The sequence below is a fragment of the Embleya sp. NPDC127516 genome, from assembly GCF_044765325.1.
GTDB lineage: Bacteria > Actinomycetota > Actinomycetes > Streptomycetales > Streptomycetaceae > Embleya.
In genome coordinates, this window is the sequence record NZ_JBIWJT010000046.1 from 51,533 (window position 1) to 74,207 (window position 22,675).

The following is a 22,675-nucleotide window of genomic DNA, read 5'->3' on the forward strand; positions in this document are numbered from 1 at the left end:
GGCCGCGGGTGGTCCCGTTCCAGCCGAACCGGAGACCCATCCGCCGTTGTCGACGTTCAGCCGGCGCCCGGCAGATCCACCCACGAGCGCCGCGTTCAGGCTTTCGGACTCGCGGATGGGCGCGCCGACGTTGTGGAGGCACTTCCAACTCGCCCAGCCATTCGGGAAGTCCGTGGCAGGCCTGGCGTACGCAGGGTGGCGGCCGTCCGTGTGCGAGGGCAGCTCCCACGGCAATTCCCAGGCACAGGGCGGCCGTGACGGCAGGGACGGATGAACGCACGGCATCTTACGGAACACTCCTCAAAAGGGGGCAACGGCGCCTCACGCGCGCCGAATCCGCCGGTTCCGCCTGGCGGCGGCAACCTTGAGCGGTCCCCTGGGTTTCCCGGTCCCGGCCGCGCGGTACATCGTGCGAGAGCACCACCACGCCACTGCACCGATATGCACGGGCGTCAACCGAACCGGCTCATACCGAACCGACTTGCCCATGGCCGCGCTGACGCCTGCCTCCCGGTCATGGCCGCATGCGGGACATGCCGCATGGTTCGGGAAGCCAAGCGCCCGTCGTTCCACCCGCCGCGGAGTCGGACTCGACCCACCCGCCGCGGAGTCGGACTCGACACGATCCTCCGGATTCGCCGGGATCCGGGGGAGTCATCTGGTCGAGCTTGACGCGGGGCGGCTTCGCACACACGTGCCCGGGCCTGCGAGTGTTGCCAGGTTCGACGATCGACGAGCAGGGGCACGGTGAGGGTGGGCCACAGCCGGACGAAGCCGATCAGTCGGTAGCCGACCAGTTGATCCGGGTTCGGGTGACCGGCCCGATTGAGCACACTCGCAGCCGCGCATGCCGCGGCGACGAGCCAGAAGGCTCCGGGCCTGCGCCACGGCGCCCATACGGTACGGACAGGGCGAGCATGACGGGGCGGCACGGGGTAGCGCACCTGACGCTTGGCCGCCACAGGAGGCGTCGCGCCGCAGTGCTCCGGCACGGCCCGGTTCGGCGAGCCGCCGGGCCGAGGGCTTGGGCGTGCGGGCGAAGGTGTGACGGAAGCGGGACCGCCGGCCCGAGCGCGAGAATGAAAAGCTGCGCGAGCAGGTGGACTTCCTGAACGTCGAGCGTTACGCGTGCCCACGGTGCGCGGCCGCGGCCGGATCGCCGTCGCCGATTCGTGCTCCGGCGCTCGCGCGCTGTGGGATGGAAGGGCCGGTCGGTCACGGAGTTCGCGATGGCGGCTCGTCGGGCGTGAGTGCATCGTCGCGGGAGCAGTTCCCGACAGCCCATCGAAATGCTCGTGCCCAGGCGACCGGACCTGGCCTGGTCACCGGCCCGGAACCGTTGGCGGAGCACGGGCGAGGGACGTACCCCGGTGAGGCCTGGAAGCTCCCGGTGTGCGTCCGATCCGACGCGGCGGCGACCGCGCGACTGTCGCACCGGATGGCTACAGTCGCCCGCGTTCCTCCTTGACACGGGGGCAACGAGCGACTGGGCGAAACGGGGCTCTACATGACGTACACGTTAGACGAGGCGCCGAAGCATTGGGCGGTGTCACCGAACGCGCTGCTGATCGGCGTCGGTCGAGCGGCCGATCATCGCCACAACCTCGAACGGGAACCAGGGCTGTTCCTGCAGCACTTGGTCCAGGAGTATCCGCCACCCAGCCTGGTGCATGCCGTGTGCGATGCCGGTTGGACGCCTGGACTCGAGGCGCTCGCGAACAACACGAAGGCAGTGGAGGCCGATCAGGACCTGCGCGATCGGTTGACCGCGACGGGTGATCCGCGAGTGGCCGTCATCGTGCTGTCGGGCACCACGTGGACACAACGTGACCGCAGACGTGTCCTGGCCGCGGCGGATCTGCGGCCCGAGCGGGAACCGTCGTGGAGGAGACTACGCGAATGGCTCTTCGGGAACGCCAAGAGCCCTTCCCTGAGGTCGGCCGTGGTGTGCCCGTTTCCCGGTGTACCGGAGTACGTACTGCGTGTGCGCGGCACCGACCTGACCAGGGCCGAGCAACTGCGAGCGTTGCTGTCCGTGCACACCCACGGCGGTGTCGACGCACTATGGACGGCGCTCGAAGACCTCCGTGAGCCCGGCACGCTCCACGCCGACGTCCGCGATCTCCTCGACGCGGCCATCGCCACGCCCGCAGGCGTCGAAGCCCTGCGCGTCGCGGTCGTCGACGCCGAGGGCACACAAGGCCTCATCGCGGAACTGCGCGACGCGGACACGTACGACGCCGCGGCGGGAAGCGTGAGCCGCCGCGAGGACATCGACGGCGACGCTCTTCGAGCGGCACACGAAGCGCTGCCGTTCGGTCCCGAGGCCGCCCGTGCCCTCGTCGAACACACCGACTGCCCGGCCCGGTTGGTGGCCGCGCTGTGCATGACCCACCCTCGCCCCGCCGAGCTGCTGGGCGTGAGCGCCACGACGCCTCCGGGCGCACTTCTGCTCGAATTGCCGCCCAAACGAGTGACGACGAAGGTACTCACGATCCTGGTCGAGCGCTGCCTCGGGCACGATTTGTCCGGCGACGACCTGTTCGATCACGCGCGCCCTGCCAAGGTCGTGCTCGAACTCGCACACCGAGCAGGGGAGTCGCCCTCCCTGGTGTGGACGGCGTTTCACGCCCGCCTGGCCGAACTCGTCCGGACCGGACCGGGAACCGACCCCTCGGTCTGGCGCGAGATCGCCGACCGACTGAACCGATTCCGTGGCACGGTGTCGGAACTGGTGGAGGAGGCGCGGCACCATGCGGGCACGACACAGGGGCCGTCCTCCCCGTGGCCCCACGCGGGAGAACTGCCCGGTCACACCGCGACGCCACGCCTCGACGCGCGCCGCGCGGCCTTCGTCGCGCTCACCGACGCCGCCGACGACGACGCACTGGAGGCGTTGCTCCCACACTTGGACGATCGCACCGCCTACGACGTCGTCGTGCACGGCCGGTGGCGTCCCACCCGACTCCCCGAGCTGATCACCGGCGCCCCGAGCCGCGAACGCACACTGACGGCCCGTCACCGCCGATTGCCGGCCGACTCCGTCGCACCCCTGGCGGCCCTTGACGATGCCGACGTAAACGCGGGACTGATCTACCAGATCCACGCGAACGGTCGCCTGCTCCTCGACCTGGTCCAAGGCGTCCCACGACACCCGGGTGCGAACCGCCCGCGCGTCGAACTCGCGCCGACACTGGTCGCGGAACTGCTCGCGCCCGACACGCTCGTCGACCGGCGATGGCTCGCCCCCTTCGTGGGATCCGGTGACCCCGCGCTCATCGCGGCGGCACTGGCACGTGTGCGCCTGAACACCCGACACCTTCAATTGAAGCTGGCACTGGGCCAATGGGAGCGCGGCGGTCGCGAGCAGGTCGTGCTGCCCGACTGGGCCCTGGACACCACCAAGCAGTTGATCACCTCGCTGCGGGCGGAGCCCGACCCGGACGCCGCCCTGCAGAAGTTGCGCGAACACGTCCACGACTGCGACTCACCCACGAGCCTCGCCCGGCGCCTGCACAGCACGACCGCGCGTTCACTGCCCCAACTGCTGAACGAGGGCTACCGCTGGGACTGGGCTGCCGTCGAGACCGAGTTCACCCACGGCCGGTTGCACCACGAAATCCTCGCCGATCTCGCGGAACTCCCCGGCTGCCCCCGAACGCTGCGTCCCGGCCCACGCGAAACCACCTTCGTCGAATCCCGCCCACCAACGCCCGCGGCGGTGCTGCGAGGCCTGGCCCGCCGCAGACTGCACACCGACGACGCCTGGGCGAAGGACGCCCTGGATCAGGGCACAATCACCCCGGAGGACCTCCTGCGCCATGCTCGCCCGGTCATCGGCCTGCCGGTGGAGCCGATACACCGGGACCCCGTCGCGCGCACGACCCTCGAACACCTCATCCGCGAACACCTCGACGGCAACCCACAGGCCTGGGTCGTGGCGCTGCGCCTGTCGCGCGACTTCGAGGGCACCCTGCCGGAGCTGATCACCACTGCGGCGAAAGCCACGTCCTGACCCCGGACCAGCAGCCACGCCGCTGTGATTTCACAGGGGAGTATCAGGATTTAGGCTCTGTCCCGTAATCGGTGGCAACGAAGGGTCACAGCTGCCGATGTGACAAGACCCCGGCCGAGGTCCGCTCCCACACCGCATGCTGGGCGACCGTGAACCCGACCCGGCCCGGCACCGGGGAACGCCGGCAACAGGTCCAAGACCGCTTGACGGTGTTCGGGGCGAGGTTGAGGCGGCGGGCGCGGCGTAGGTGGGCGATCCGTCCCGACACACGACCTCGACGCCGGGATGCTTGCGCAGCCAGGCTTCCAGGGTGGCGGCCTCGCGGTCGGGAAGCACGTCGACGCGCTCAACCCACGCTGGAGCGCCGTGCACCGCAGTACCGGCCTACCCTCGTCGACCCCTACCGCGACCACCTTCGCCCCCGCCGGGCCGCCGACCCGGCCGTTCCCGTGAGGCAACTGTTCGGAGAGATCCGGGAGTTGGGCTACACCGGCAGCTTGAATCTGCTCTACCGGTACATCACCCAGGGCCGCGCCGAGGGCGGCAAGCCCGTCACGACCCCGCGGCGTCTGTCCCGGCTACTTCTGACCCGCCCCGACAACCTGCGCACCGAGGACGCCGAACTCCCGCGGGAACTCACCGCCGCATGCCCCGAGATGAGCGAACTCGCCCGCCTCGTCGGCGTTTTCGCCCAGTTCCTGACCCCGACCGAGGGCAACGACGCCAAACTCACCGACTGGATCACCCAGGTTCGCGCCGTTGACCTTCCCCACCTGCACTCCTTCGCGAACGGCCTCGAGCTCGACCGAGCCGCCATCGACGCCGGCCTCACCCTCCCGTACGGCCGCACTGAAGGCGTCAACACCCGCACCAAGAAGATCATGAGGCAGATGCACGGCCGCGCCGGCTTCCCGCTCCTGCGCCAACGGATCCTGCTCCGGTGATCAACCCGGGGCGTTACCACCGATTACGGGACAGAGCCGGACATTTTACAGTCCCGTGTGTCCGGGCACCAGGTCGTCGACGTGGCCGCCGGCTTCGGTGTGCAGGCGTACGGCGGCGAGCATGCGTTGCCAGTCCAGCGACCACCGCTCGGCGGGGTCGGGTCGTCCGGCGGGGTTCCAGTCGGGGTCGATCTCGGCCAGCCGTGCCCAGCGTTGGTGCCATCGTTCGGGGTTCCGGCGTGTTTCCAGAGTTCGTCGGCAGTTGGCGAGGAATTGGCCGACGGGGTAGCCGTTGACGGCGGCGGGTTTGGGTGCGGCGAGGTGTCCGTGGACGGCGAAGTACGCGCGACTTATGGCGAGTCCGGCTTCGAACGCGGTGTCGTCGGTGTTCCACACCATCCCCAGCCGCTCCAGCAGCTCGACGCGGTGCGGGGTGATCGACCCCGCCTCCCGGGCCCGCCGCTGGTCCCCGATCCATTGCCCGAGCGGGTAGGACGTTCCGGTCTGGGTGTCGTAGTCGATGCTCTCCAGCGGCACCCGCAAGTGGCCGTGGGTGGCGTGCCGGCGTGTGGCGGCGTGGTATCCGCGGCGCCAGTCGCGGCGTTCGGGGGTGATGACGCGCAGGTTGGTGAAGTCGCGCAGGAGCGTGGGGTCGCGGTCGGTCATGAACCGCACCAGGAACCGCTCCTCGACGCCGGCGTCATCGCGTTCGTCGCGGTCACCGGGCTCGACGTCGTTCCGTTCCTCAATGTGCTCACCGTCGTCGGCGGTTCGGCGTTCGGCGTTCGGCGTCGTCGACGTCGATCGCTCTCGCCCTGGCCCTGGGTCCGCTGGGAGCGGGTGTGGCGAGCATGTCCAGGACGCGTCGCGACCGGCGCGAGCGCCGCTTCGGTGCGCGCGGCGGGGATCGGCGGGTTCGCCGGGGAGTCGGCCGATCCGGCCCGTGAAGAGGTGTACCGCTGGGGTGTACTGTCGGTACACCCCAGTGGTACCGTGAGGTCATGCCTCTTCCCCGATTCGATCGCCTGCCCCCCGAGCGCCGGGAGCTCATCCTGGGGGTGGCGCGCCGACACTTCGCCGAGCACGGCACCGAGGGCGCCTCCTACAACAAGATCATCGAAGCCGTGGGGGTCTCCAAGACCGCCGCCTACCACTACTTCGACGGCCGTGAGGACCTGCTCGCCGTCGTCCTCGACGGGGTGTTCGAGCGATTGCTCGGCGCCCTCGGCCCCTGGGTCCCGGCCCGTGACGAGGCCGACTTCCGGTCCCGGTTCGCCGCCGGCTCCGCAGCCCTCGCCGCCCACCTGCGGGACCACCCCGAGGACCTGGCCCTGGCCGATGCCGCCATCGGGCGCACCGACGGGGGCCGGTGGCTCGACTGGTTCGGCGCCCTGGTCACCGACGGGCAGCGGCTCGGGGTGATCCGCACCGACGTGGACCACGGGCTGCTGGTGTCGGTGACCGCGGCGGTCGTCCGGGCCGCCGATGCCTGGGCCTTGGCCCGCATGACGACCGAGTCCCTGGCCGAAGCCGCGGACCTCCCGGAAGACGAGGCCTGGGCACAACTGTGGAGCCTGCTGCACGGCCTGTGGGGAGGGGCGGTCGGTGCGCCCGCCGCAGGTGCCGGAGAGGACCCGACCGATGCGCGCTGATCTGCGGATCTCCTGGGAGATACCGGCCACCCCGCCCGGCCTCGCGGGACGCCTCGAGCGGTTCATGGGCCCCGGCAAGTCGCGTTCCGAGTCCGTGGTGGAGACCCTCGGCCTCCTCGGCTGCGCCGCGCTCCTGGCGGCCGGCCTGTGGACCTCGGAGGCCGCACACCACTGGTCCACCGCGCAGCTCGTCGTGGTCGTCCTGGCCGGGCTCGACCTGATCGGCGGGGTGCTGACCAACGCCACCAACGCCGCGAAGCGTTGGTACCACCGGGCCGACCCCGGGGCCAGGCGCGCCCGGCTGCTGTTCGTCTCCGCGCACCTGATCCACCTCGCCGCGATGGGGCTGGTCGTCCTGTCCGGTGACCTCGCCTGGACACTGACCAACGCCGCGCTGCTGCTCGGCGGGGCACCGGTCGTGGAGTTCGCGCCCGTGCACGTCAGGCGGCCGGTGGCGATGGCCCTGGTGACGGCGGCCGTCCTGGTCAACCTGTTCTGGGTGTCGGTGCCCGCGGCACTGGCCTGGTTCGCGCCGCTGTTCTTCCTCAAGCTGCTCGTCTGCCACCTCGTGCCCGAGGCGCCGCTGGAGCGGACGCGGGATGCCTGAAGCCGGGGCCGAGGGATTCCGGCGAACCGACACCGACCCGGTCGTCTGCGCCGTCCTGCCGGCCGCCGCGTTCGCCCGGGAGCCCGCCGTCACCTGGATCCGCGGCGGCTCGGCCCCGTAGGCACCCACTGGTTCCGGGCGACCCTGCGCACCCACGCCCGCCTCGCCCGGGCACGCCGTACCGCGCTCGTGGGCGCGGACGGTCAACCCCTCGCTACGGCCGTCCTCACCCCGCCGGGCGCGACCCCGAGCACCGGCGCCCGCGCCCTCTGGGCGGCCCGTACCGGGCTGCGCTGCGGGCCGCGCGCCCTCGGCCGGACCCTGCGCTACCTGGACGCCCGACGGGTGCGCCGCCGAGACAACCCCGTCCGGCCCGGCCGTTGTGGGGGTGTCGGGCGGCGGGTGGCCGGGCCGCGGGCGTGGATCACCACGTCGAGCGGCGGCCCGGGTCGGGATCGACCTCGGCCGTGACGCCTTCCATACGAATAGAGGTATGGTTTATGGAACTGTACTTCTATAAGGGAAGGTCGCCATGGACAAGCCCCCCGAGATGTTCGATCGCGACTACGAATGGTCGGCGCTCACCCGATTCATCACCGACGAGCAATCCGGGGCCAGCCTCGGCGTGGTCTCCGGACGGCGACGCCAGGGCAAGACGTTCCTCCTCGATGCCGCCTGCCGCGCCGCCGGGGGTTTCTACTTCGGTGCCACCGAGGCCGCCGACGCGGAGTCGTTGCGTCGGATCAGCGCGAGCCTCACCGCCCACACCCGGCCGACCAGCCCCCATCACTTCGAGAATTGGTTCGAGGTGGTCGACGCGCTCCTCGCCCTCGGAACGGAGCGGCCGGTACCCGTCGTGATCGACGAGTTTCCCTACCTTGCCAAGGCCAATCCGGAACTGCCCTCCATCATCCAGGAGGCGTTCCGCCCCCTGCGCGATCAGCGCACCGCCTCCCGCGCGCGACTGCTGCTGTGCGGCTCGGCCCTGTCCTTCATGGGCAAACTCCTGTCCGGCAACGCCCCCCTGCGCGGCCGCGCGGGTCTGGAACTGCTCGTCCGTCCCCTCGACTACCGCCTCGCCGCCGACTTCTGGGACATCACCGACCCCCACCTCGCCCTCCGCGTCAACGCCGTCGTCGGAGGCACCCCCGCCTACCGCCGCGAGTTCGCCCGCGGGGACAGCCCCACCGGCCCCGACGACTTCGACGACTGGGTCGTGCGCACCGTCCTCAACCCCGAGACACCCCTCTTCCGTGAGGCCCGCTACCTCCTGGCCGAGGAACCCGACCTGCGCGACACCACCCTGTACCTGTCCGTCCTCGCCGCCGTCGCCGACGGCAACGCCACCCGCGGCGGCATGGCCGGCTACCTCGAACGCAAAGCCACCGACATCGCACACCCCATCAACGTCCTCGAAGACGCCGGACTCCTCCACCGCGACGCCGACGTCTTCCGCGACAACCGACCCACCTACCGCATCGCCGAACCACTCATCCGCTTCCACCACGCCATCATGCGACCGGTCTGGGACCAACTGGAGCGCCCCGGCAGCGCCCCCCGGGTCTGGCAGGCCAGCCGCCGCCGCTTCGCCGGCAACGTCCTGGGCCCCCACTTCGAACAGGTCTGCCGGGACTGGGCCCTGCACCACGCCGACCCCGACCTCCTCGGAGGCCTGCCCGCCAGAGTCGGCCACGGCACCGTCCACGACCCCAAAGCCCGCACCGGCCACGAGATCGACGTCGCCGTCATCGGCATCGCCGAGGGAACCAAACCCCCCATGCTCGCCATCGGCGAGGCCAAGTGGAACGACATCATCGGCATCGCCCACATCGAACGCCTCCGCGCCATCCGCACCCTCATCGGCCATGCCGGACGCTACGACACCACCCACACCCGACTCGTCTGCTTCAGCGGAGCCGGCTTCAACGACAAGGCCCGCGCCGCAGCCCACGCCGACCCCGACATCCTCCTCGTAGACCTCCACACGCTCTACGGACGGACATGACACCCACCCGGCCCGACAAGTGCCGACACCCGCCGATCCTCCTGCCGCACCCGCCACGGATCGTCCCCCCACCCGAACCCCACACCCCCACCCGCGCCCCCACGCCGTCGGCGGACGACGGCGCCCATCCACACGATCAAAGGCCCGCCATAGTCGACCGCGACAACCGGCCCCAACCGCCACCGCCCAACCCGCTCCCCAAGCTCGCGGCAAAACGCCCCGTCCGCCGGCAACGTCCGAGGCCACCCGGCACCGCCGCCGCGCCACAACCGCTCCGCCATGGAGGCGTTGTTCGGTGCGGGTGGCCCTTCCGGCGCGGGCACGGCGCATGAGCCGGTCGAAGGCTTCCGCGAGGTTCGCCTCGTGGGTGTCGGCGTCGGTGTGGGGGATGACGGTGGCACGCACGTATTGCCGGGTGTGTTCGTCGAACGGGTGGTGGGCGTGCTCGCGGTGGATCCACGGGATCTCGGTCGACTCGCCGTCGGGCAGGCGGATCCGCACCTGGCGGCCGTCGTGCGGGTTGTGGTGGACCTCCCACTTCCCGCCTCGGGCGGCGACGCCGGAGGACTGCCCGCGAAGCGGGCCCAGGATCTCGTGGTCGTAGGTGCGGTGGTCGATGCGGATCCCGCGTTCGCCGGCGGCCTGCCATCGCACCGGCAGCAACTCGAGGTGGTCGCCGCGGCTCAGCGGTACCGGCACGTATCCGCACGCCGCGACCAGGGCGGCCCACATCCGGTTCGGCGTCGACGCGACCCCGGGCATCACCGGATGGCGTAGTCCTTCGTGGGGGCGGTGGTGCCGGTGCACGAGCCATTCGTCGAGCAGGTCCTGCAAGCGGGCGACGCTGAAACACGCCTCACGCTCGGCGTGTGCCGCGTCGGCCGGCGTCGGAGCCGGTGTACCCGGGAAGGTGTTGGCGGAACAGGGAGTTGATGGACCCGAAGGTGCGCTCGACGATGCCCTTCGCCGTCGGCGCGTACGGCGGAGCGGGCTGCACGCCGATCCCGAGCGTCTCGCACGCGGCGGTGAACGCCCCCGACAGGAAGACCTTCCCCCGGTCCGCGACGATCGTCTCCGGAACCACGTCCGGCCGCGCCGCCGCGCCGTCAAGGCGTTCGTCAAGCGTCATCGGCCGATCGCGCGAGAGCAGCCGGGTATGGGCGAAGCGCGGCGCGTCGGGCCACGTGGGCCGGGCCTGGTGCGGCACCGCCATCTCCGCGAGCAACAGCGCCGCGTCCACCGCCCGGGTCCCGCCCGGGCACAGCACCGCAGCCAGGATGGCCCGGGTGGCGACGTCGACGGCGATGGTTGCGTTCGGGCCGCCCCACCGTGCCGTCCTCGAACAGGGCCAGGACATCGAGACGGGTCGTGTCGATCCGGACCTGTTCCCCGGGTCGAGGCGCCACCGTCGTGGTCAACCCACGTCCGTCCTCGGTGATCGGGGGATTGCGGACGGGCCGCCCCGGACGGTCGGCGGGACGGGCGAGTCGATCGACGAGCCGACTGAAGGTGGCCCGCGCAGGCATCGGCACCGCATCGCCGTACCGATCCTCGAGGAGTTGCGCGACCAACGGCATCAAGCCCTTGACGGTCCCCTTGGAACGCCCCCGCTGCCCAAAGACCACGTCCGTGATCGCGGCCACCACCCCGCTCGTCGGTGCCCCCCACCCCGCCGGAAGCACGCGTCGTGCGGTGATCGACCAGGCCCCACAATCCCCGCCGCCGATACCGGCCGCGCATGCGCTGCACCGTCGTCCGCGACACCCGCCCGAACCCCAGCGCCGTCAACTCCTCGGCCGTGGCCCGTTCCCGCTCGGCCGGTGTCCACCGACCCGGCTCGTACTCCTGCCGTGGCACCCCGCCGCCGCCGGGCCGGTGGAGATCACGTTTGCGCGACCGATATCCGGGGATCACGTGCCCGGCAACTGCGGGCCGCTGCGAGCACGGACACGAATTTCGAACGCAAGGGCGATGGCGAATGCCTCCCCGCAGCATGGGCATTCGGCTTGCCCGAACATGTACGGCAAGCTGCGAGACAACGCCGTCCGGCCGTCGCGGATCGCGATGTCCGTCAAACGCAGACCCAGGGCAGACATCCCGGCGCGCTCGGCCGGCCGCAGCGGGCGGCGGTCGATATCACCACGGTGCCAGTGACGGATCGCGGAATAGTCCCCGTGCTCACCCACGGCGATCGTCACCTCCACGCCACAGCGCGGACAGTCGGCGCCCAGGAAGGCGTCGGTAGGATCGTCCAGAGCCCAGACCCACGCGAGGTGACCCTCGAGCGCCAGCATCTCCCGAAGCGCGCTCATATAGCGGGCGTCGCGGGCATGGTCGCCCAGGTGCCGATCCGCCAGGACCGCCAACTCCGTGATCAGGTCGGCATGCGCCTCCCTCGCGCGGACGTTCTCCTCGTCGAGGCCGCCTTCCCACACGAGCCGGCCCGCGACCGACAATGCGGCGTCGCGATCCACCGCGCATCCACCGGTCGCCATCACCCACAACAGCGGGACCCCGGCGAAACTCTGCGGCTCCACGCCCTCCTGCAGGCACAACTCATCCTCGACCTTTCGCCATGCCCGCTCGCGAGGACCCGAAATCGGACTCGTGAACAGCGCCGGGGCGTCACCCGGGGGGTACAGCCAATGAAGTTGCGACCAATGCATCACGCCCGGATTCCATCAGCCGCGTCCGACAGCCCGCCGTCACCGGCCGGGCCATCCCGTCGGCGAGACCGACCACCGTCGAGGACCATCAACCTGTCGCGCATCACGTTCGACCCAAGGACACATGCCGCCGCGTGATGTCGACCACACCCCGGACCCACCGCCGATACCGGTTCCCACCCCCCGAATTGCTCGACCTCACAGAGATCAACCTTGATATCAAATCCGCGCAAGTTTGATGTCATAGGGTAATTTCTCATCCAGGAGGAGGGCCTTCATGTCCCGCACGCTCATCGACCTCGAGGACGCGTTGCTCGCCGAGGCCCAGGAACATCCCGGGACGAGCACCAAGGTCGCCACGGTGAACGCGGCGCTGCTCGCCGCCGTCAAACCGGCCCGGCGCCGGGAGTTGGCGGACGCGATCGCCTCCGGCGAGTTCGACCTCCTCGACGAGGACCGCTCCGCCCCACACGACGTCTCGTGACCGTGAACCGGCAGCGTTACCTGATCGACAAGTCCGCGCTCGCCCGCTGGGGCAAACCCGCCGTGCGCCCCGTCCTGGACGACCTCTCCGACCGCGGACTCCTCGCGGTCACCGGGGCGGTGGAGACGGAAGTCCTGCACAGCGCCCGCCACGCCGACGAGGCCGACCCTCTGCACCGCCTGCTCACCGGCTTCGACCAACTTCCCTGCCCGGACGAGGTATGGGACCGTGCCAAGGACGTCCAGCGCCTGACGGTGGGCAAGGGCTTCCACCGGGCGCTGTCCATGGCCGACCTGCTCATCGCCGCCACTGCGGAGCGCCACGGCGTGGTGGTCCTGCACTACGACGGCGACTACGACATGATCGCCGCCGTCACCGGCCAGCCCACCCCATGGGTCGCCCCCGCCGGAACAGCAGACTGACAGCGAGCGCTCCGCGCACATGCCTCATCGCAGGACGGTTCACCGACGGCGCCGCGTCGAGACGCCCATGGGCGCGTGCACGCCGCCCACAGGTTGCCCCACCCGGCCGTGGTCGCCGGCCGGTCCTCCTGCCGCACCCGCCACGGATCGTTCACCCACCCGAACCCGGACCCGGACCCGGATCCGCCCCCCGCGACGGCGCGGCGCCTGCGGATGACGGCGCCCATCCACGCGATCAAGGCCCCGCCGTAGTCGACGGCGATCACCGGCCCCAGCCACGGCCGCCCGACCCGTTCCCCCAGTTCGCGGCAGAACGCCCCGTCCGCGGGCAACGTCCGAGGCCGCCCGGCACCACTGTCGCGCCACAACCGCTCCGCCACCCCGACGACCGCGGCCCGGTACCGGACACGCACGTCACGATCACGCTGGAGCGCCCGACCGGCGTGAACGAGCGGCCGATGCGGGAGGACCGGGAGGACAGATCGACCACACACCGCCCGCCGAGGATGCCGGCCGGGCCGCACCTCCCGCTTGCTCCGCCCCGGCTGGTTTGAAAGGAGCCACGCGCGAGTTTCGCACCCGGTGGCGGCGGCCGTGCCGTCTCCGGGTACGTCGTCGTCGGGCTGCGGCCGGGTTCGGCCGGCAGGAGCCGGCGCAGGGTGGCGGGCGCGGCGGGAAGTCGTCGAACACCGGGCCCGTGGCCGGCGGAATCCGACGTGGGGTTCGTGTCGGCGTCCGGGTCCACGGTCAGGGCGGGGTTGCCGCGGTGAGCCGGCCCAGCCGCCCCTGCCAGCGCCGCGCCATGTGGCGTCCGCCTCGGCCTTCATCACCCGCCACGCCCCACCGGGACGCAGCGCCACCTACCAGGCGGCCCTGTCCACCACGCAGGACATCGGCACCGCGATCGGCCCCACCTCCGGACTCGCCCTCGCCCGCATCACCACACTCGCCCTGGTATGGATCTCGGCACTCCCCTTGGGCCTCCTCGCCGGCCTCGCCACCGCCCGGGCCGCCCGCCCCCTGTCACGACCCGACCCCGACCCCGCGACGGCCGACAACGCCCAACCGGCGTGAAAGAAACCGGTGGCCCGCACCAACCCGGCCACCCGACGGCACGACCCGGACCACGGACGTCGAGGGCCGCGGATCGCATGTGGTGTCCCCACCGGTCTCTTCGACTCAGAACTTGGCGAGATTGAGCGCGTTCTGGAGCGATCGGATCGTTCCCGGCCCCCAGAGGCCGTCGACCGTCAGGCCGGCCCCGGTCATCTTGTTCAAGTGCTGTTGAAGGGAACGGATCGTGGCAGGGCCCATCGCGCCATCGACCGTGAGGCCGGCTCCGCTCCAGTTGTTCAGGTGGTTCTGCAGGGCTCGGATCGACGCCGGTCCCCACTGACCGTCTGCGGTAACGCCGATTACTCGCTGGATGGCGGCGATCGTCGTCGGACCGAAGTCGCCGTCGACCACGAGAAGCGCGCCCTCGTCCAGATACGCGTTGTGGGCCGCGTCGGTGCCGGGGCCCCAGAGCCCGTCGGCCGCGACGCCGACTTTGCTCTGGAGCCAGCGCACCCCGGCGTTGGTGGCCGGACCCCAGATGCCGTCCACGTGCAGTTTCGGCGAGTACCCCAGGGCGTTGACCGCGTTCTGCTGGAATGCCACGGAGCGTACCGAGGTCATTCCGCCGCCCGAACCACCGCCCCCGGTGGCCGCGGCGTACGCGGTTTCGGTGTTCGGTCCCCAGAGCCCGTCGGCGGTGACGCCCACTCGCTGTTGCAGCCATCGCACGCCGGCGTCTGTCTTGGGACCCCAGATCCCATCGGCGACCAGGGCGGGCGAGTAACCCATCTCATTCACCGCCCGCTGCTGGGAGGCCACCGACCGAACCGACGCCATCCCGCCGCTCGAACCGTCGCCGGAGCCGTCGGTGATCGGGACGTCGTCCCCGACCATGCCGCCCTGCACCCATGCCCGCAACGACGAACCGGGGCAGGAGGTCGACTGGCCGGGCAACCCGCTGTGCCAGGTCTTGGCGAGGGTTTTCTCGGTCAGTCGGTTGGCGTAGAGGTACAGCGCCCGAAAGGCTTGCAGGGTCTTGGTGGTGGCCTCGCCGTCACGACCGATGAAACACACCCCGAGGTGGGTCGTGTTGTGTCCGGTGGCATGGGCGCCTTCGGCGGTCCAGCCGCGCCCTTCGTAGATACGTCCGTCGCGGTCGATCAGGAAGTTGTATCCGATGTCGTCCCAACCGTGGGAATCCATGTGGTAGTTCTGGATTTGCCGGGGTGTCTGGGTGGGTGGGGCCGCCGAATAGTGGATGGTGAAGCCGGTACGGGCCGACAGCGGCACCCGGTTGACCGCCCGGGGCGGTCGGGCCCCCCACTGGCTGCGAGGTTGGATCCCGACGGTGACGACCGGAGGCTGTGGCCGCGTGCCCGGTTCGAGGGTTCCGTCAAGGACGTAGGGATAGAGGTTCTTGGGGCATTCGGCGGACGACTTCAGGTCCCGGTGTCCCTTTATCAGTGGCCCGGCGCTCTCCTCCAAGCGCAGTTGGGCAATCAGCTCGCGGATCGATGTCAGCATCGCCGAGGACGGGGTGTCGCCGGACTCGATCATCCCCATCACGGCGAAATAGTCCTGATTCGCGCCGGGCGTCGCCGTGCCGTTGGCCCCCGATCGCGTTTTGGCGCCGCGTCCCTCGAAGACCCATCCATGCTGACATACCAGATAGTTGTAGGGAATATCGTCGAAGACGTCCCTGTCCAGCACCCACTCCTCGAAGAGGGACACGTTTATCGCCCGGTCCTGGATGTCCCAGACCTGGCGATAGCACTCCTGGTGGTTGGTCTTCGGAAAGCCGGAACCGGGGCCGTGGTGGTGGATGACCACCCCGCCGAGCCAGGGCTTCCACGTCCCGGTGATGGGAACCTTCGGTGGTTGAGCGCCCCAGGCCGATCGCGGAACGATGTAGATCACGCGCAGCACCTCCGGGTACCGGTGGTCGATCGAACAAAGGTCATATCGGGGAAATCACCGCGCCGTCACGGCGGCTGACCGCGATGGTGGCCGAGCGCTCGCGGGAGTCCGGTCGGTCGGCGTGTCGAACGTTGACAAAGACGGTGCGGCCGTCCGGGGTGCCCGAGACCCCGTTGAAACGAGCCCCGTGGGGCGCGGTGGCCACACGAACGACCGTGCCCGACTCCGGATCAGCAGCCAACAGGGCGCTGGCTGCCGAGTCCTCGTGGCCACCGAAGACACCGCCCGTGGTGATCCACAGCCGTCCGACCCGGTCGAACCGCAGCCCTCGAGGTGAACCGAGCGTCGCGGCGGGAACCCCGGCTCGCCCGCGACCGTCGTCACCCATCGCTGCGAATCGCCATCGGAACGACCGCACGGCAGGATCGCTTCCGATCTCGTGCCATTGCAGGATGCGCCCGGTGTCCGCGCCGGGGCCCAAAGCCATGGCGGGAGTTGCGCACGACGAGGCGTGGCACCCCTTGACTGAGGCAACGTCGGCCAGCGCGAGGAATCCGTCTCCCAGTCGGGGGTGGAGCGCGACCTGCTGGGGCCGGCCCAACGGGGTCGCCCGGACGGCGTCGGCGGCCTGTCGAGTGCGCAGCAGTACATCTGCCTGGTCTCGCCAACCGTTGCGGCGAATGAGCGGACCGCTACCGTGAATCAACGGCAGCCAGTGGCCCGAGCCGTCCTCGTCGAATCTGGCCACCAGCAGGGTTCCGTGGTCCAGGGGACTTCGACCGCTGCGGACATGTGTCCGCCAGGGGCGATCCCCGACGAACTTGTACAGATAGCCGCCGTCCTCGTCGTCTCCGCTGTAGGCGACGACGCGACCGTGCGCTTCGGTGACGGTCGCGCCCGCGTGACCGAACCGTCCCAGGGCGGTCCTCTTGACGGGGAGGGATTTCTCATCGGCCGGGTCGATCTCGACGACCCAGCCGTAGCGGTTCGGCTCGCGTGGGCTGGCCGACACGTCGAACCGGTCGTCCGCCCGGTGCCAGCAATGGCCGTACCCGAAGGCGTCCAGGCCGTAGCGGCGCTCGTTCTCGTCGGGGCTCCAGGCCGGATCGTCCGTCCCGAAGAACCGGTTGAAGTTCTCCTCACACGCCAGGACGGTGCCCCAGGGCGTCGTTCCATGGAAACTTGCCGCCAGAACCCCCATCGCCGGCAGAGAAGTGCGCAACTCGGGTCGGTCGCTGCCCACCGGCCCGGAGAACGCTGTGGGCGTGACCCCGGTAATCCGCCGATTGGCCGGTGCCGTCGTCGTGCGTGAACCGTCACCATCCTTGCGAACGGCGACGATCGTGACACCCACGGCCGCAAGCATCTCCTCCAAGTCGGCCTTGATCAGCGGCCGTCCACTCCGGCCCAGCGCCGTCTCGACGCCGCCGACGTACTCGTGACCGATCATCAACAATCCCCGCTCTTCACCGTCGCGACCCATTCCGGTGGGCTGGAAGTGCAGGCCACTGTGGTGTGTGCCGACACGCTCGGGCCGAGACTGGTTGCCGGCTGGTATCGCTGCGCCCCACGGGGCGATGGCCTCGGCCGTGTACCGCGGATCGACCACCACGGCGTCGGGGCTGTCGGCCGGGGACGGGACGGTCCCCGCCGAACCGGCGGCTTGGGGTACGGCAACGGCGGGAGCGGCCGTGTGAATCCAAGCCGCCGAGGCGATCGCGCCGACGACGAGCGTCCGGCGGGTGGGGGCCGGACGAGATCCGGATGCGAACTCTGCTGACACAGGTCACCTCGCTCAACTGAGCTGTCGATCGCTGGCGATCATCTGCCGAACTCGAAGGTCGTGCTGTGGCGCGTGTCCCGCAGCAGGGTGGAGCACCGTGGCAGGACGGATGGTGTGCCCGAGGGGCGAAATCAATGATTCTTGTGTGGCTGCGGATCCGAAGGGCTGTGGATGGTCACTCTCACCACGGATCCCCGACCGCTGGGAGGTATCGGCGAACGGCGATTGGCTCGGGGCTGATGGGAATACCGGGTCGCCCGAGCCGAATGAGCATCGGCGAGCGCGTGCCATTGCCGGGAGCCGGGAGCCGGGAGCCGGGAGCCGGGAGCAACGGTGGCCCGTGCGGTCGCCACACGGGCCACCGAATTCCGAGCATCAGGGCCGATATATATTCCGGGTGTCAGGTGCCGATGCTCCTCCAGTCGGAGCAAGTTCCTTCGGAAACGCTGTCCGAGGGGTAATTCCCGGAGCAGGCACGGAAGCTCACCGACTTGAGAGTCACCCCGGGCTGGTTCTCAGGGAACGACTTGTTGACGTACCGCCAGCCCGCAGCCTGACCGGCGGTGTTCCAGATCGTGCCCTGCCGCACTATCGCTCCGGTCGGGCTCACCTCGTCATCGAAGAATCGCCACTGAATCACGACCGGATAAGTGTCGGCCCAGGTGTCCTTGATCCTGAACCACTCTCCCAGAGGCGCAAAGCAGCCCTGGCCGTTTGCGCTCCCGGACGTGCAGTACCAAGTTTGACTGTCACTGGGGCCGACGGAATCGGTGGCCAATTGCTTCCCGTCCGCGGCCTGAGCATTGGTCGTGGTCGCCAACACCAGTATCCCGGCGGCTGCGAGTGTCGTCAGGATGGAACGAATCTTCATGGATTCCCCGTCTCATTCTTCGCAATTCTCCAGCCATACACATCGAGCCGGACTCATCAGGCCGTGGAAACCGGCTTTGCGGAGTCACGCGGTGATTCCCGGTCGGTACAGCCGAGGCATCCCATGGTGGCTCGCCACGCGAGACGCCTCTTCCAAGGCGGCGGTCAGCTGCGGTGACTTCCTGCGGGTGACTTGTACGAAGCCCGGTAAGGAGCCGGTACACAGTCGACGCGTGGTCGATATGCGGTTCGGAAGGTCGATGCCTGTCGAGAACCAGCGTGCCGAGAAGCGATCAGGAAGTCCTTGTCGTGGCCTGCACGGTTCTTGTCGGTTCTCGCACGGCGTCGCTTTGATGATGGTTTCGGTACTCTCCGGGGGGCATGCCGTACGCGGATCGAAAGACGCGGCTGAAGTTGGCTCCGTCCTTGAAACCCCACTGGACCGCGATGGCCAGGACCGAGCGGGAACGCTGGGCGGGATCGGCCAGATCGCGCCTGCAGCGTTCGAGCCGACTCCTGCGGATCCAGTCGGCCACCGTGAGACCCTGATCCTGAAAGAGCTTGTAAAGGTAGCGCGTGGAGATTTGGTGAGCTGCGGCAATGGTGTCCGGCGAGAGGTCGGGGTCGCCGAGGTGTTCCCGGATGAACGCGTGAACCTGTGCTTGTATCGCCCTGCGATGTGTCTCCGGCGGCAGGGTGTCGTTGGATTCCAGCTCGTGTGAGCACAGAGCGGCGGACAGGTCCACGGTGATGGCCGCCAGGCGGACGGCGTCCGCCGGGGTATAGCCGGCAGCGTTCGTGACCAGTTGGTCGAGATGACCGGCGAGCAAGGCACCGAACCCTTCCCGACTCGGCAAAGAAGCTGCCAGGAGCGGGTCGAGAGTCTCCGTTCGGATGGGGAAGAGCTTCCTCGGCACCTGCAGGATCACACAGCCGGCGACCGAGCCGTGTTCGGCGGTCGCCCAAGCGGTGAAGGGTTGAGAGGTGTCGTAGAAGACCAGCGTCTGCGAGGTGAGCACGGCCTCACGGCCCGCCTGAGCAACCCCGATTCCCCCGCGCCGGTGGAACACGAAGTAGAGGATGTCCGGGTCGGATTGCCGGATCAGTTTGGGGGTCCGCCTCACCTGTAACGGACTGTAGGTGAGTGTGGATACCTGCACGGAGCCGAGATCGAGCAGGCGTATCGAGCCCCGGAAGTCGTCCTGATGATCGGTGCGGATCAACGTCGGCAGATGAGACCTGGTGCCGGATTCGTACCAGCTCGCCCAACGGTCCTCCTTGGGTAAGTCCTCGGTACTGAAGGTGTTCTCGATCATCACCCGCTCCATTCGGTCGAGCCGCTTCTCTCTCGCTGCCCACTCAACGGAACCACGCCGTTCGTCCATCCGCGGTAAGGACGAACGGCGTGGCTTCTTCGAGGGAATGGCGCTGTTCGTCCTTGCGTTGGCGGTACGGCGCCCCGGTCATCCCGCGGACCGCGCTCGGGAACGTGTCTTTCGGCGCCGACCACGTCAAACGCCACCTGCCGGGCATGACGCCGCAACAGCATCGCGCCCGTGGTGATCCGAGCCGCCCGATCCCGGTACATCGTTGTCACGAGAGCGAACAAGAGGCACTCGCCCGATATCCGAGCCACAACCAGGCGGAGTCGGACCGCTGCCGCTGTTCGTCGGTAGTCATGCCTGCCCAACATTCCTTCCACGGCGATGCGTCCTGGAGCGGCTGTGCCGGGCGCCGCGCGGTGTGTCCACATTGCTCTGAACCCTGCGCGGTCGACTTGTACGAAGGCGCACTCTCCGACCAGAGTCGACCGACGCGCGCGCCGGCACGCGTCGCGGACGGAGGTCGTCGATATGTCCATGGAATCGAGGAACAGTGGCGAGTACGTGGAGCGTCTCCCCTCCGAACGGTTACGGGACCAGGTCGTGATGTACAGAGGTCATCGCACCGCGCGGCGAGGACCGGTCAGGCTCACGCTCCCCTCGGCCACCGTGACGTTGATCCTTGGATGGGGAGATCCCCTCCACCTGTTCCACGAGAGCCGGAGCGCGCCGGCGGCGCGCACGACGTGGCACGCGATGCTCGCCGGTCTGCGGGCGTCGTCGATCAAAGGCGGATACGCGGGCATCGCGGAGGCTGTGGAGGTGGAGTTCACACCCCTCGGCGCCTTCGCCGACCGGGCGGCCGCGTGCGGCTACCACGACCAGGCACACATGAACCGTGACTTCCGCGACCTGGCCGGACTCACCCCCGCACAGCTGCGCCTTCTCGCAGACCGAGCCGCCTCCCGAGGCCGGGCCCCCCTCGAAGGACGGCTGGCCGACGTCTTCGACCACTGAAACCGCCACCCACCAGAACCCGAATGTCTGCCCGACGGTCCCGCAACTCCTCGACGAGGATGCCGGGCGAATCCAGGCCGCCATAGCGGACGCGGGCGTTGCCCCTGTCGGCGTCTGACGGCGGGGGTGCGTGCGCACCACCCGCCGTCTCAGTTCTGAACGGGCGCCCTGCCGAACACGCCGGTCATGCCCGCCCGCTCGCGGAGCACGGAGTGGAGGCGATGCTCGCCGGGCCGCCACCCGGATTCCGCCGGCGCCGTGGGGGTCGGTGGCGGGATACGTCGGTTCCTGCGGGGTGGCCTGGCGGTGATTGTCCTTCCACGGGAGGTCGGCGGCCGTGAGAACGATGCCCGGTTCGGTGCAGTGCACACGGGTGATGTGCTCGGAGGCGGCCCGCACTGGAGGGCGAGCCACATCGAGTTCACTGGCGGCGGGGGTTCTGCACTGGCCGACTGGACGCAGAAGTCGGCTTGAACGCCGCAGACACGATCCGGCCGATCCCGCCCTGCGCTCCCGCCCGGTCCTGGCCGTTGCGACCCGGTGGGGTTTCACCGACGGCGCCAACTTCAGCCGCACCCTTCGAACTGCGTACAGCACACCTCCCGGGGAGCACCGAAACCCTCACAATTCCGACGCCGTGCGAGAACGGACAAGAACCGTGCAGGCCACGACAACGACTTCCCGAACGCTTCTCGGCACGCTGGTTGCGGGCAAGCATCGATTCCCCCCGACTGCGGACCGGCCTTCGTGAACTCGTTCACTCTCGGTTCCGGGTCAGTTCAGCACTCACAAGGAAAGGGAACACCAGACACTCATCCGGTCTATCCGGGTCGCGATCAGGACAAGGCCCTGACCGGCACGGACAGTCGGGGGCTGTCCGGGACAGCCGACTTTCGTTGCTTCGCTTGTCGATGGGTCAGCAGTCTGTGCAGTGCCCAGCAGCGGGCCAAACGGCCGTCACGGCAGCCCGCTGCGTCGACGAATTACTTATCCAGCTGCCGGAGTTGCGCGCCACACGGCCGCATCTGGTGAGCGGCTCGTCGTAGGAGAGGAAATCCATGCGTATTCTTCGCAACACCCTGATCGCCCTGAGTCTCGGCGGAGCGCTCGTGGTCGCCGCTCCGGTCCTGCCCGCGCAGGCAGCCGGAGAGCATGTGTCCACGACACAGGACGTGGCGGCTGCGGTCCCGGTCATCCTCTCGCACGGCGGTTGGGTCAAGAACTGCTACGAGGCCACCTGCGGCAAGGTCGTCTACACGTCTCCGGGTGACCCCCTCTGGGTGCACGGCTCGTTCCGGAACCAGTACGGCAACCTGTGGTACTACGTCGAGACGTCCACAGATGCCGCGGGGTGGATCTGGTGCGGAAACACCAGTGCTACCGATAATTGCTGACCTCGGGAGGGGGAGGGCCGTGAAGACAATTCGGCGCACTCTAGCCAGCGCTGTGATCGGGATCGGATTGATGATGGGGGCCTTGGCTGTGCCCGCCGCAGCCGCGCAACCCGTGCAGGTCAACTGTTACCAGTGGAACGGTTACCAGCAGTTCGCATCAAACACGCCCTGGCACACTGAGCCCTACGGCAGAAGCCCGGTCGTCTCCAGGGGCGGCGGATCGGTCTTGATCACCTACTACTGCATCAACGACTATGGCAACTACTGGTACATGAGAAGTTCGGGCCTCTACGCGTACGAAAGCTACCTCGAATAACCGGCAGGCCGTGACCACGCCACGGCTGTCGAGGAGTAGGTGATCCGGTGCCCGGGCGTCCCCGGGCGCCGTACGGGGGTCATCTTTGGGTGAGCTCTAGCGGTGGTTTGTTAGAAGCCGTTGTCATACCGAACTTGGCGTCGGGTTATAGGACTTGGGTTCTCGTTGGAGTGGTCTCGGCGCTGAGAGCGCATGAAAGCAGGGC

General features: G+C 69.3%; 19 protein-coding genes and 1 pseudogene. 13 read left to right on the forward strand and 7 right to left on the reverse strand.

The annotated features are described in order from the left end of the window. Positions 1-1,507 precede the first annotated feature (1,507 nt). Both ACIRL2_RS47005 and ACIRL2_RS47010 read left to right on the forward strand, forming a co-directional pair. Positions 1,508-4,015 carry a hypothetical protein gene (locus ACIRL2_RS47005; protein ID WP_402241238.1) on the forward strand — a complete coding sequence of 836 codons (2,508 nt, stop codon included), beginning with the start codon at positions 1,508-1,510 and terminating at the stop codon, positions 4,013-4,015. 359 nt (positions 4,016-4,374) lie between these two features. Next, positions 4,375-4,959, forward strand: a pseudogene (locus tag ACIRL2_RS47010) (transposase); the annotation flags it as partial. A gap of 45 nt (positions 4,960-5,004) precedes the next feature. On the opposite strand, the gene ACIRL2_RS47015 reads toward ACIRL2_RS47010, so the two are convergent. Beyond that, positions 5,005-5,625 carry a helicase associated domain-containing protein gene (locus ACIRL2_RS47015; protein WP_402241240.1) on the reverse strand — a complete coding sequence of 207 codons (621 nt, stop codon included), beginning with the start codon at positions 5,623-5,625 and terminating at the stop codon, positions 5,005-5,007. 335 nt (positions 5,626-5,960) lie between these two features. On the opposite strand from ACIRL2_RS47015, the gene ACIRL2_RS47020 reads away from it, so the two are divergent. From ACIRL2_RS47020 to ACIRL2_RS47040, 5 genes are all read left to right on the forward strand, one after another. Beyond that, complete coding sequence (locus tag ACIRL2_RS47020) at positions 5,961-6,611, forward strand: TetR/AcrR family transcriptional regulator (RefSeq protein ID WP_402241243.1); 651 nt, start codon at positions 5,961-5,963, stop codon at positions 6,609-6,611. Next, positions 6,601-7,218, forward strand: a complete 618-nt coding sequence (locus ACIRL2_RS47025; RefSeq protein WP_402241246.1) for a hypothetical protein — start codon at positions 6,601-6,603, stop codon at positions 7,216-7,218. Before ACIRL2_RS47020 ends, ACIRL2_RS47025 begins: the two co-directional genes overlap by 11 nt. Continuing rightward, a complete protein-coding gene (locus tag ACIRL2_RS47030) occupies positions 7,211-7,339 on the forward strand; it encodes a hypothetical protein (protein ID WP_402241248.1) in 129 nt (42 codons plus the stop codon). The genes ACIRL2_RS47025 and ACIRL2_RS47030 overlap by 8 nt, the downstream gene beginning before the upstream one ends. A gap of 411 nt (positions 7,340-7,750) precedes the next feature. Then, positions 7,751-9,223 (forward strand): ATP-binding protein, encoded by a 1,473-nt coding sequence (locus ACIRL2_RS47035; RefSeq protein WP_395873530.1) that lies wholly within the window; start codon positions 7,751-7,753, stop codon positions 9,221-9,223. Between the two features lie 363 nt (positions 9,224-9,586). Then, positions 9,587-10,000, forward strand: a complete 414-nt coding sequence (locus ACIRL2_RS47040) for a hypothetical protein (protein ID WP_402241250.1) — start codon at positions 9,587-9,589, stop codon at positions 9,998-10,000. 79 nt (positions 10,001-10,079) lie between these two features. On the opposite strand, the gene ACIRL2_RS47045 is transcribed toward ACIRL2_RS47040, so the two are convergent. Beyond that, entirely contained in the window at positions 10,080-10,580 is a 501-nt protein-coding gene (locus tag ACIRL2_RS47045; RefSeq protein ID WP_402241251.1) for a hypothetical protein, read from the reverse strand. A gap of 553 nt (positions 10,581-11,133) precedes the next feature. Then, entirely contained in the window at positions 11,134-11,760 is a 627-nt protein-coding gene (locus ACIRL2_RS47050; protein WP_402241253.1) for a hypothetical protein, read from the reverse strand. Between the two features lie 406 nt (positions 11,761-12,166). Here ACIRL2_RS47050 and ACIRL2_RS47055 point away from each other — a divergent pair, with 406 nt between their 5' ends. The 3 genes from ACIRL2_RS47055 (at position 12,167) to ACIRL2_RS47065 (ending at position 13,869) form a co-directional block, all read left to right on the forward strand. Then, the gene (locus ACIRL2_RS47055; RefSeq protein WP_395873533.1) at positions 12,167-12,373 is read left to right on the forward strand and encodes a type II toxin-antitoxin system VapB family antitoxin; all 207 of its coding nucleotides are present in this window, start codon (positions 12,167-12,169) and stop codon (positions 12,371-12,373) included. A gap of 2 nt (positions 12,374-12,375) precedes the next feature. Further along, entirely contained in the window at positions 12,376-12,795 is a 420-nt protein-coding gene (locus ACIRL2_RS47060; protein WP_395873546.1) for a PIN domain nuclease, read from the forward strand. 804 nt (positions 12,796-13,599) lie between these two features. After that, the gene (locus tag ACIRL2_RS47065; RefSeq protein ID WP_395873534.1) at positions 13,600-13,869 is read left to right on the forward strand and encodes a hypothetical protein; all 270 of its coding nucleotides are present in this window, start codon (positions 13,600-13,602) and stop codon (positions 13,867-13,869) included. Positions 13,870-13,974: 105 nt separating this feature from the next. Here the strand turns inward: ACIRL2_RS47065 and ACIRL2_RS47070 are convergent, their stop codons facing one another. The 4 genes from ACIRL2_RS47070 to ACIRL2_RS47085 form a co-directional block, all read right to left on the reverse strand. Then, entirely contained in the window at positions 13,975-15,768 is a 1,794-nt protein-coding gene (locus tag ACIRL2_RS47070; RefSeq protein WP_395873535.1) for an N-acetylmuramoyl-L-alanine amidase, read from the reverse strand. A gap of 40 nt (positions 15,769-15,808) precedes the next feature. Then, entirely contained in the window at positions 15,809-17,551 is a 1,743-nt protein-coding gene (locus ACIRL2_RS47075) for a PhoX family protein (RefSeq protein WP_402241257.1), read from the reverse strand. A gap of 400 nt (positions 17,552-17,951) precedes the next feature. Next, complete coding sequence (locus tag ACIRL2_RS47080) at positions 17,952-18,422, reverse strand: hypothetical protein (RefSeq protein WP_395873537.1); 471 nt, start codon at positions 18,420-18,422, stop codon at positions 17,952-17,954. 292 nt (positions 18,423-18,714) lie between these two features. Continuing rightward, complete coding sequence (locus tag ACIRL2_RS47085) at positions 18,715-19,737, reverse strand: helix-turn-helix domain-containing protein (RefSeq protein ID WP_402241259.1); 1,023 nt, start codon at positions 19,735-19,737, stop codon at positions 18,715-18,717. 675 nt (positions 19,738-20,412) lie between these two features. Between ACIRL2_RS47085 and ACIRL2_RS47090 the strand changes: the two genes are divergently transcribed. The 3 genes from ACIRL2_RS47090 to ACIRL2_RS47100 all read left to right on the forward strand — a co-directional run bounded on the left by ACIRL2_RS47090 (position 20,413) and on the right by ACIRL2_RS47100 (position 22,470). After that, positions 20,413-20,760 carry a hypothetical protein gene (locus ACIRL2_RS47090; protein WP_402241261.1) on the forward strand — a complete coding sequence of 116 codons (348 nt, stop codon included), beginning with the start codon at positions 20,413-20,415 and terminating at the stop codon, positions 20,758-20,760. A gap of 1,058 nt (positions 20,761-21,818) precedes the next feature. Next, on the forward strand, positions 21,819-22,154 hold the full coding sequence (locus ACIRL2_RS47095) for a hypothetical protein (RefSeq protein WP_395873540.1): 336 nt from the start codon (positions 21,819-21,821) through the stop codon (positions 22,152-22,154). A gap of 19 nt (positions 22,155-22,173) precedes the next feature. Then, complete coding sequence (locus ACIRL2_RS47100; RefSeq protein ID WP_402241264.1) at positions 22,174-22,470, forward strand: hypothetical protein; 297 nt, start codon at positions 22,174-22,176, stop codon at positions 22,468-22,470. Positions 22,471-22,675 lie beyond the last annotated feature (205 nt).

Excerpts from the sequence above, each read along its gene's own strand:
- ACIRL2_RS47080 (WP_395873537.1), bottom strand. The coding sequence starts at position 18,422 with ATGAAGATTCGTTCCATCCTGACGACACTCGCAGCCGCCGGGATACTG.
- ACIRL2_RS47015 (WP_402241240.1), bottom strand. The coding sequence starts at position 5,625 with ATGACCGACCGCGACCCCACGCTCCTGCGCGACTTCACCAACCTGCGC.
- ACIRL2_RS47035 (WP_395873530.1), top strand. The coding sequence starts at position 7,751 with ATGGACAAGCCCCCCGAGATGTTCGATCGCGACTACGAATGGTCGGCG.
- ACIRL2_RS47005 (WP_402241238.1), top strand. The coding sequence starts at position 1,508 with ATGACGTACACGTTAGACGAGGCGCCGAAGCATTGGGCGGTGTCACCG.
- ACIRL2_RS47025 (WP_402241246.1), top strand. The coding sequence starts at position 6,601 with ATGCGCGCTGATCTGCGGATCTCCTGGGAGATACCGGCCACCCCGCCC.
- ACIRL2_RS47030 (WP_402241248.1), top strand. The coding sequence starts at position 7,211 with ATGCCTGAAGCCGGGGCCGAGGGATTCCGGCGAACCGACACCGACCCG.
- ACIRL2_RS47095 (WP_395873540.1), top strand. The coding sequence starts at position 21,819 with ATGCGTATTCTTCGCAACACCCTGATCGCCCTGAGTCTCGGCGGAGCG.
- ACIRL2_RS47055 (WP_395873533.1), top strand. The coding sequence starts at position 12,167 with ATGTCCCGCACGCTCATCGACCTCGAGGACGCGTTGCTCGCCGAGGCC.
- ACIRL2_RS47020 (WP_402241243.1), top strand. The coding sequence starts at position 5,961 with ATGCCTCTTCCCCGATTCGATCGCCTGCCCCCCGAGCGCCGGGAGCTC.
- ACIRL2_RS47085 (WP_402241259.1), bottom strand. The coding sequence starts at position 19,737 with ATGATCGAGAACACCTTCAGTACCGAGGACTTACCCAAGGAGGACCGT.
- ACIRL2_RS47045 (WP_402241251.1), bottom strand. The coding sequence starts at position 10,580 with ATGTCCTGGCCCTGTTCGAGGACGGCACGGTGGGGCGGCCCGAACGCA.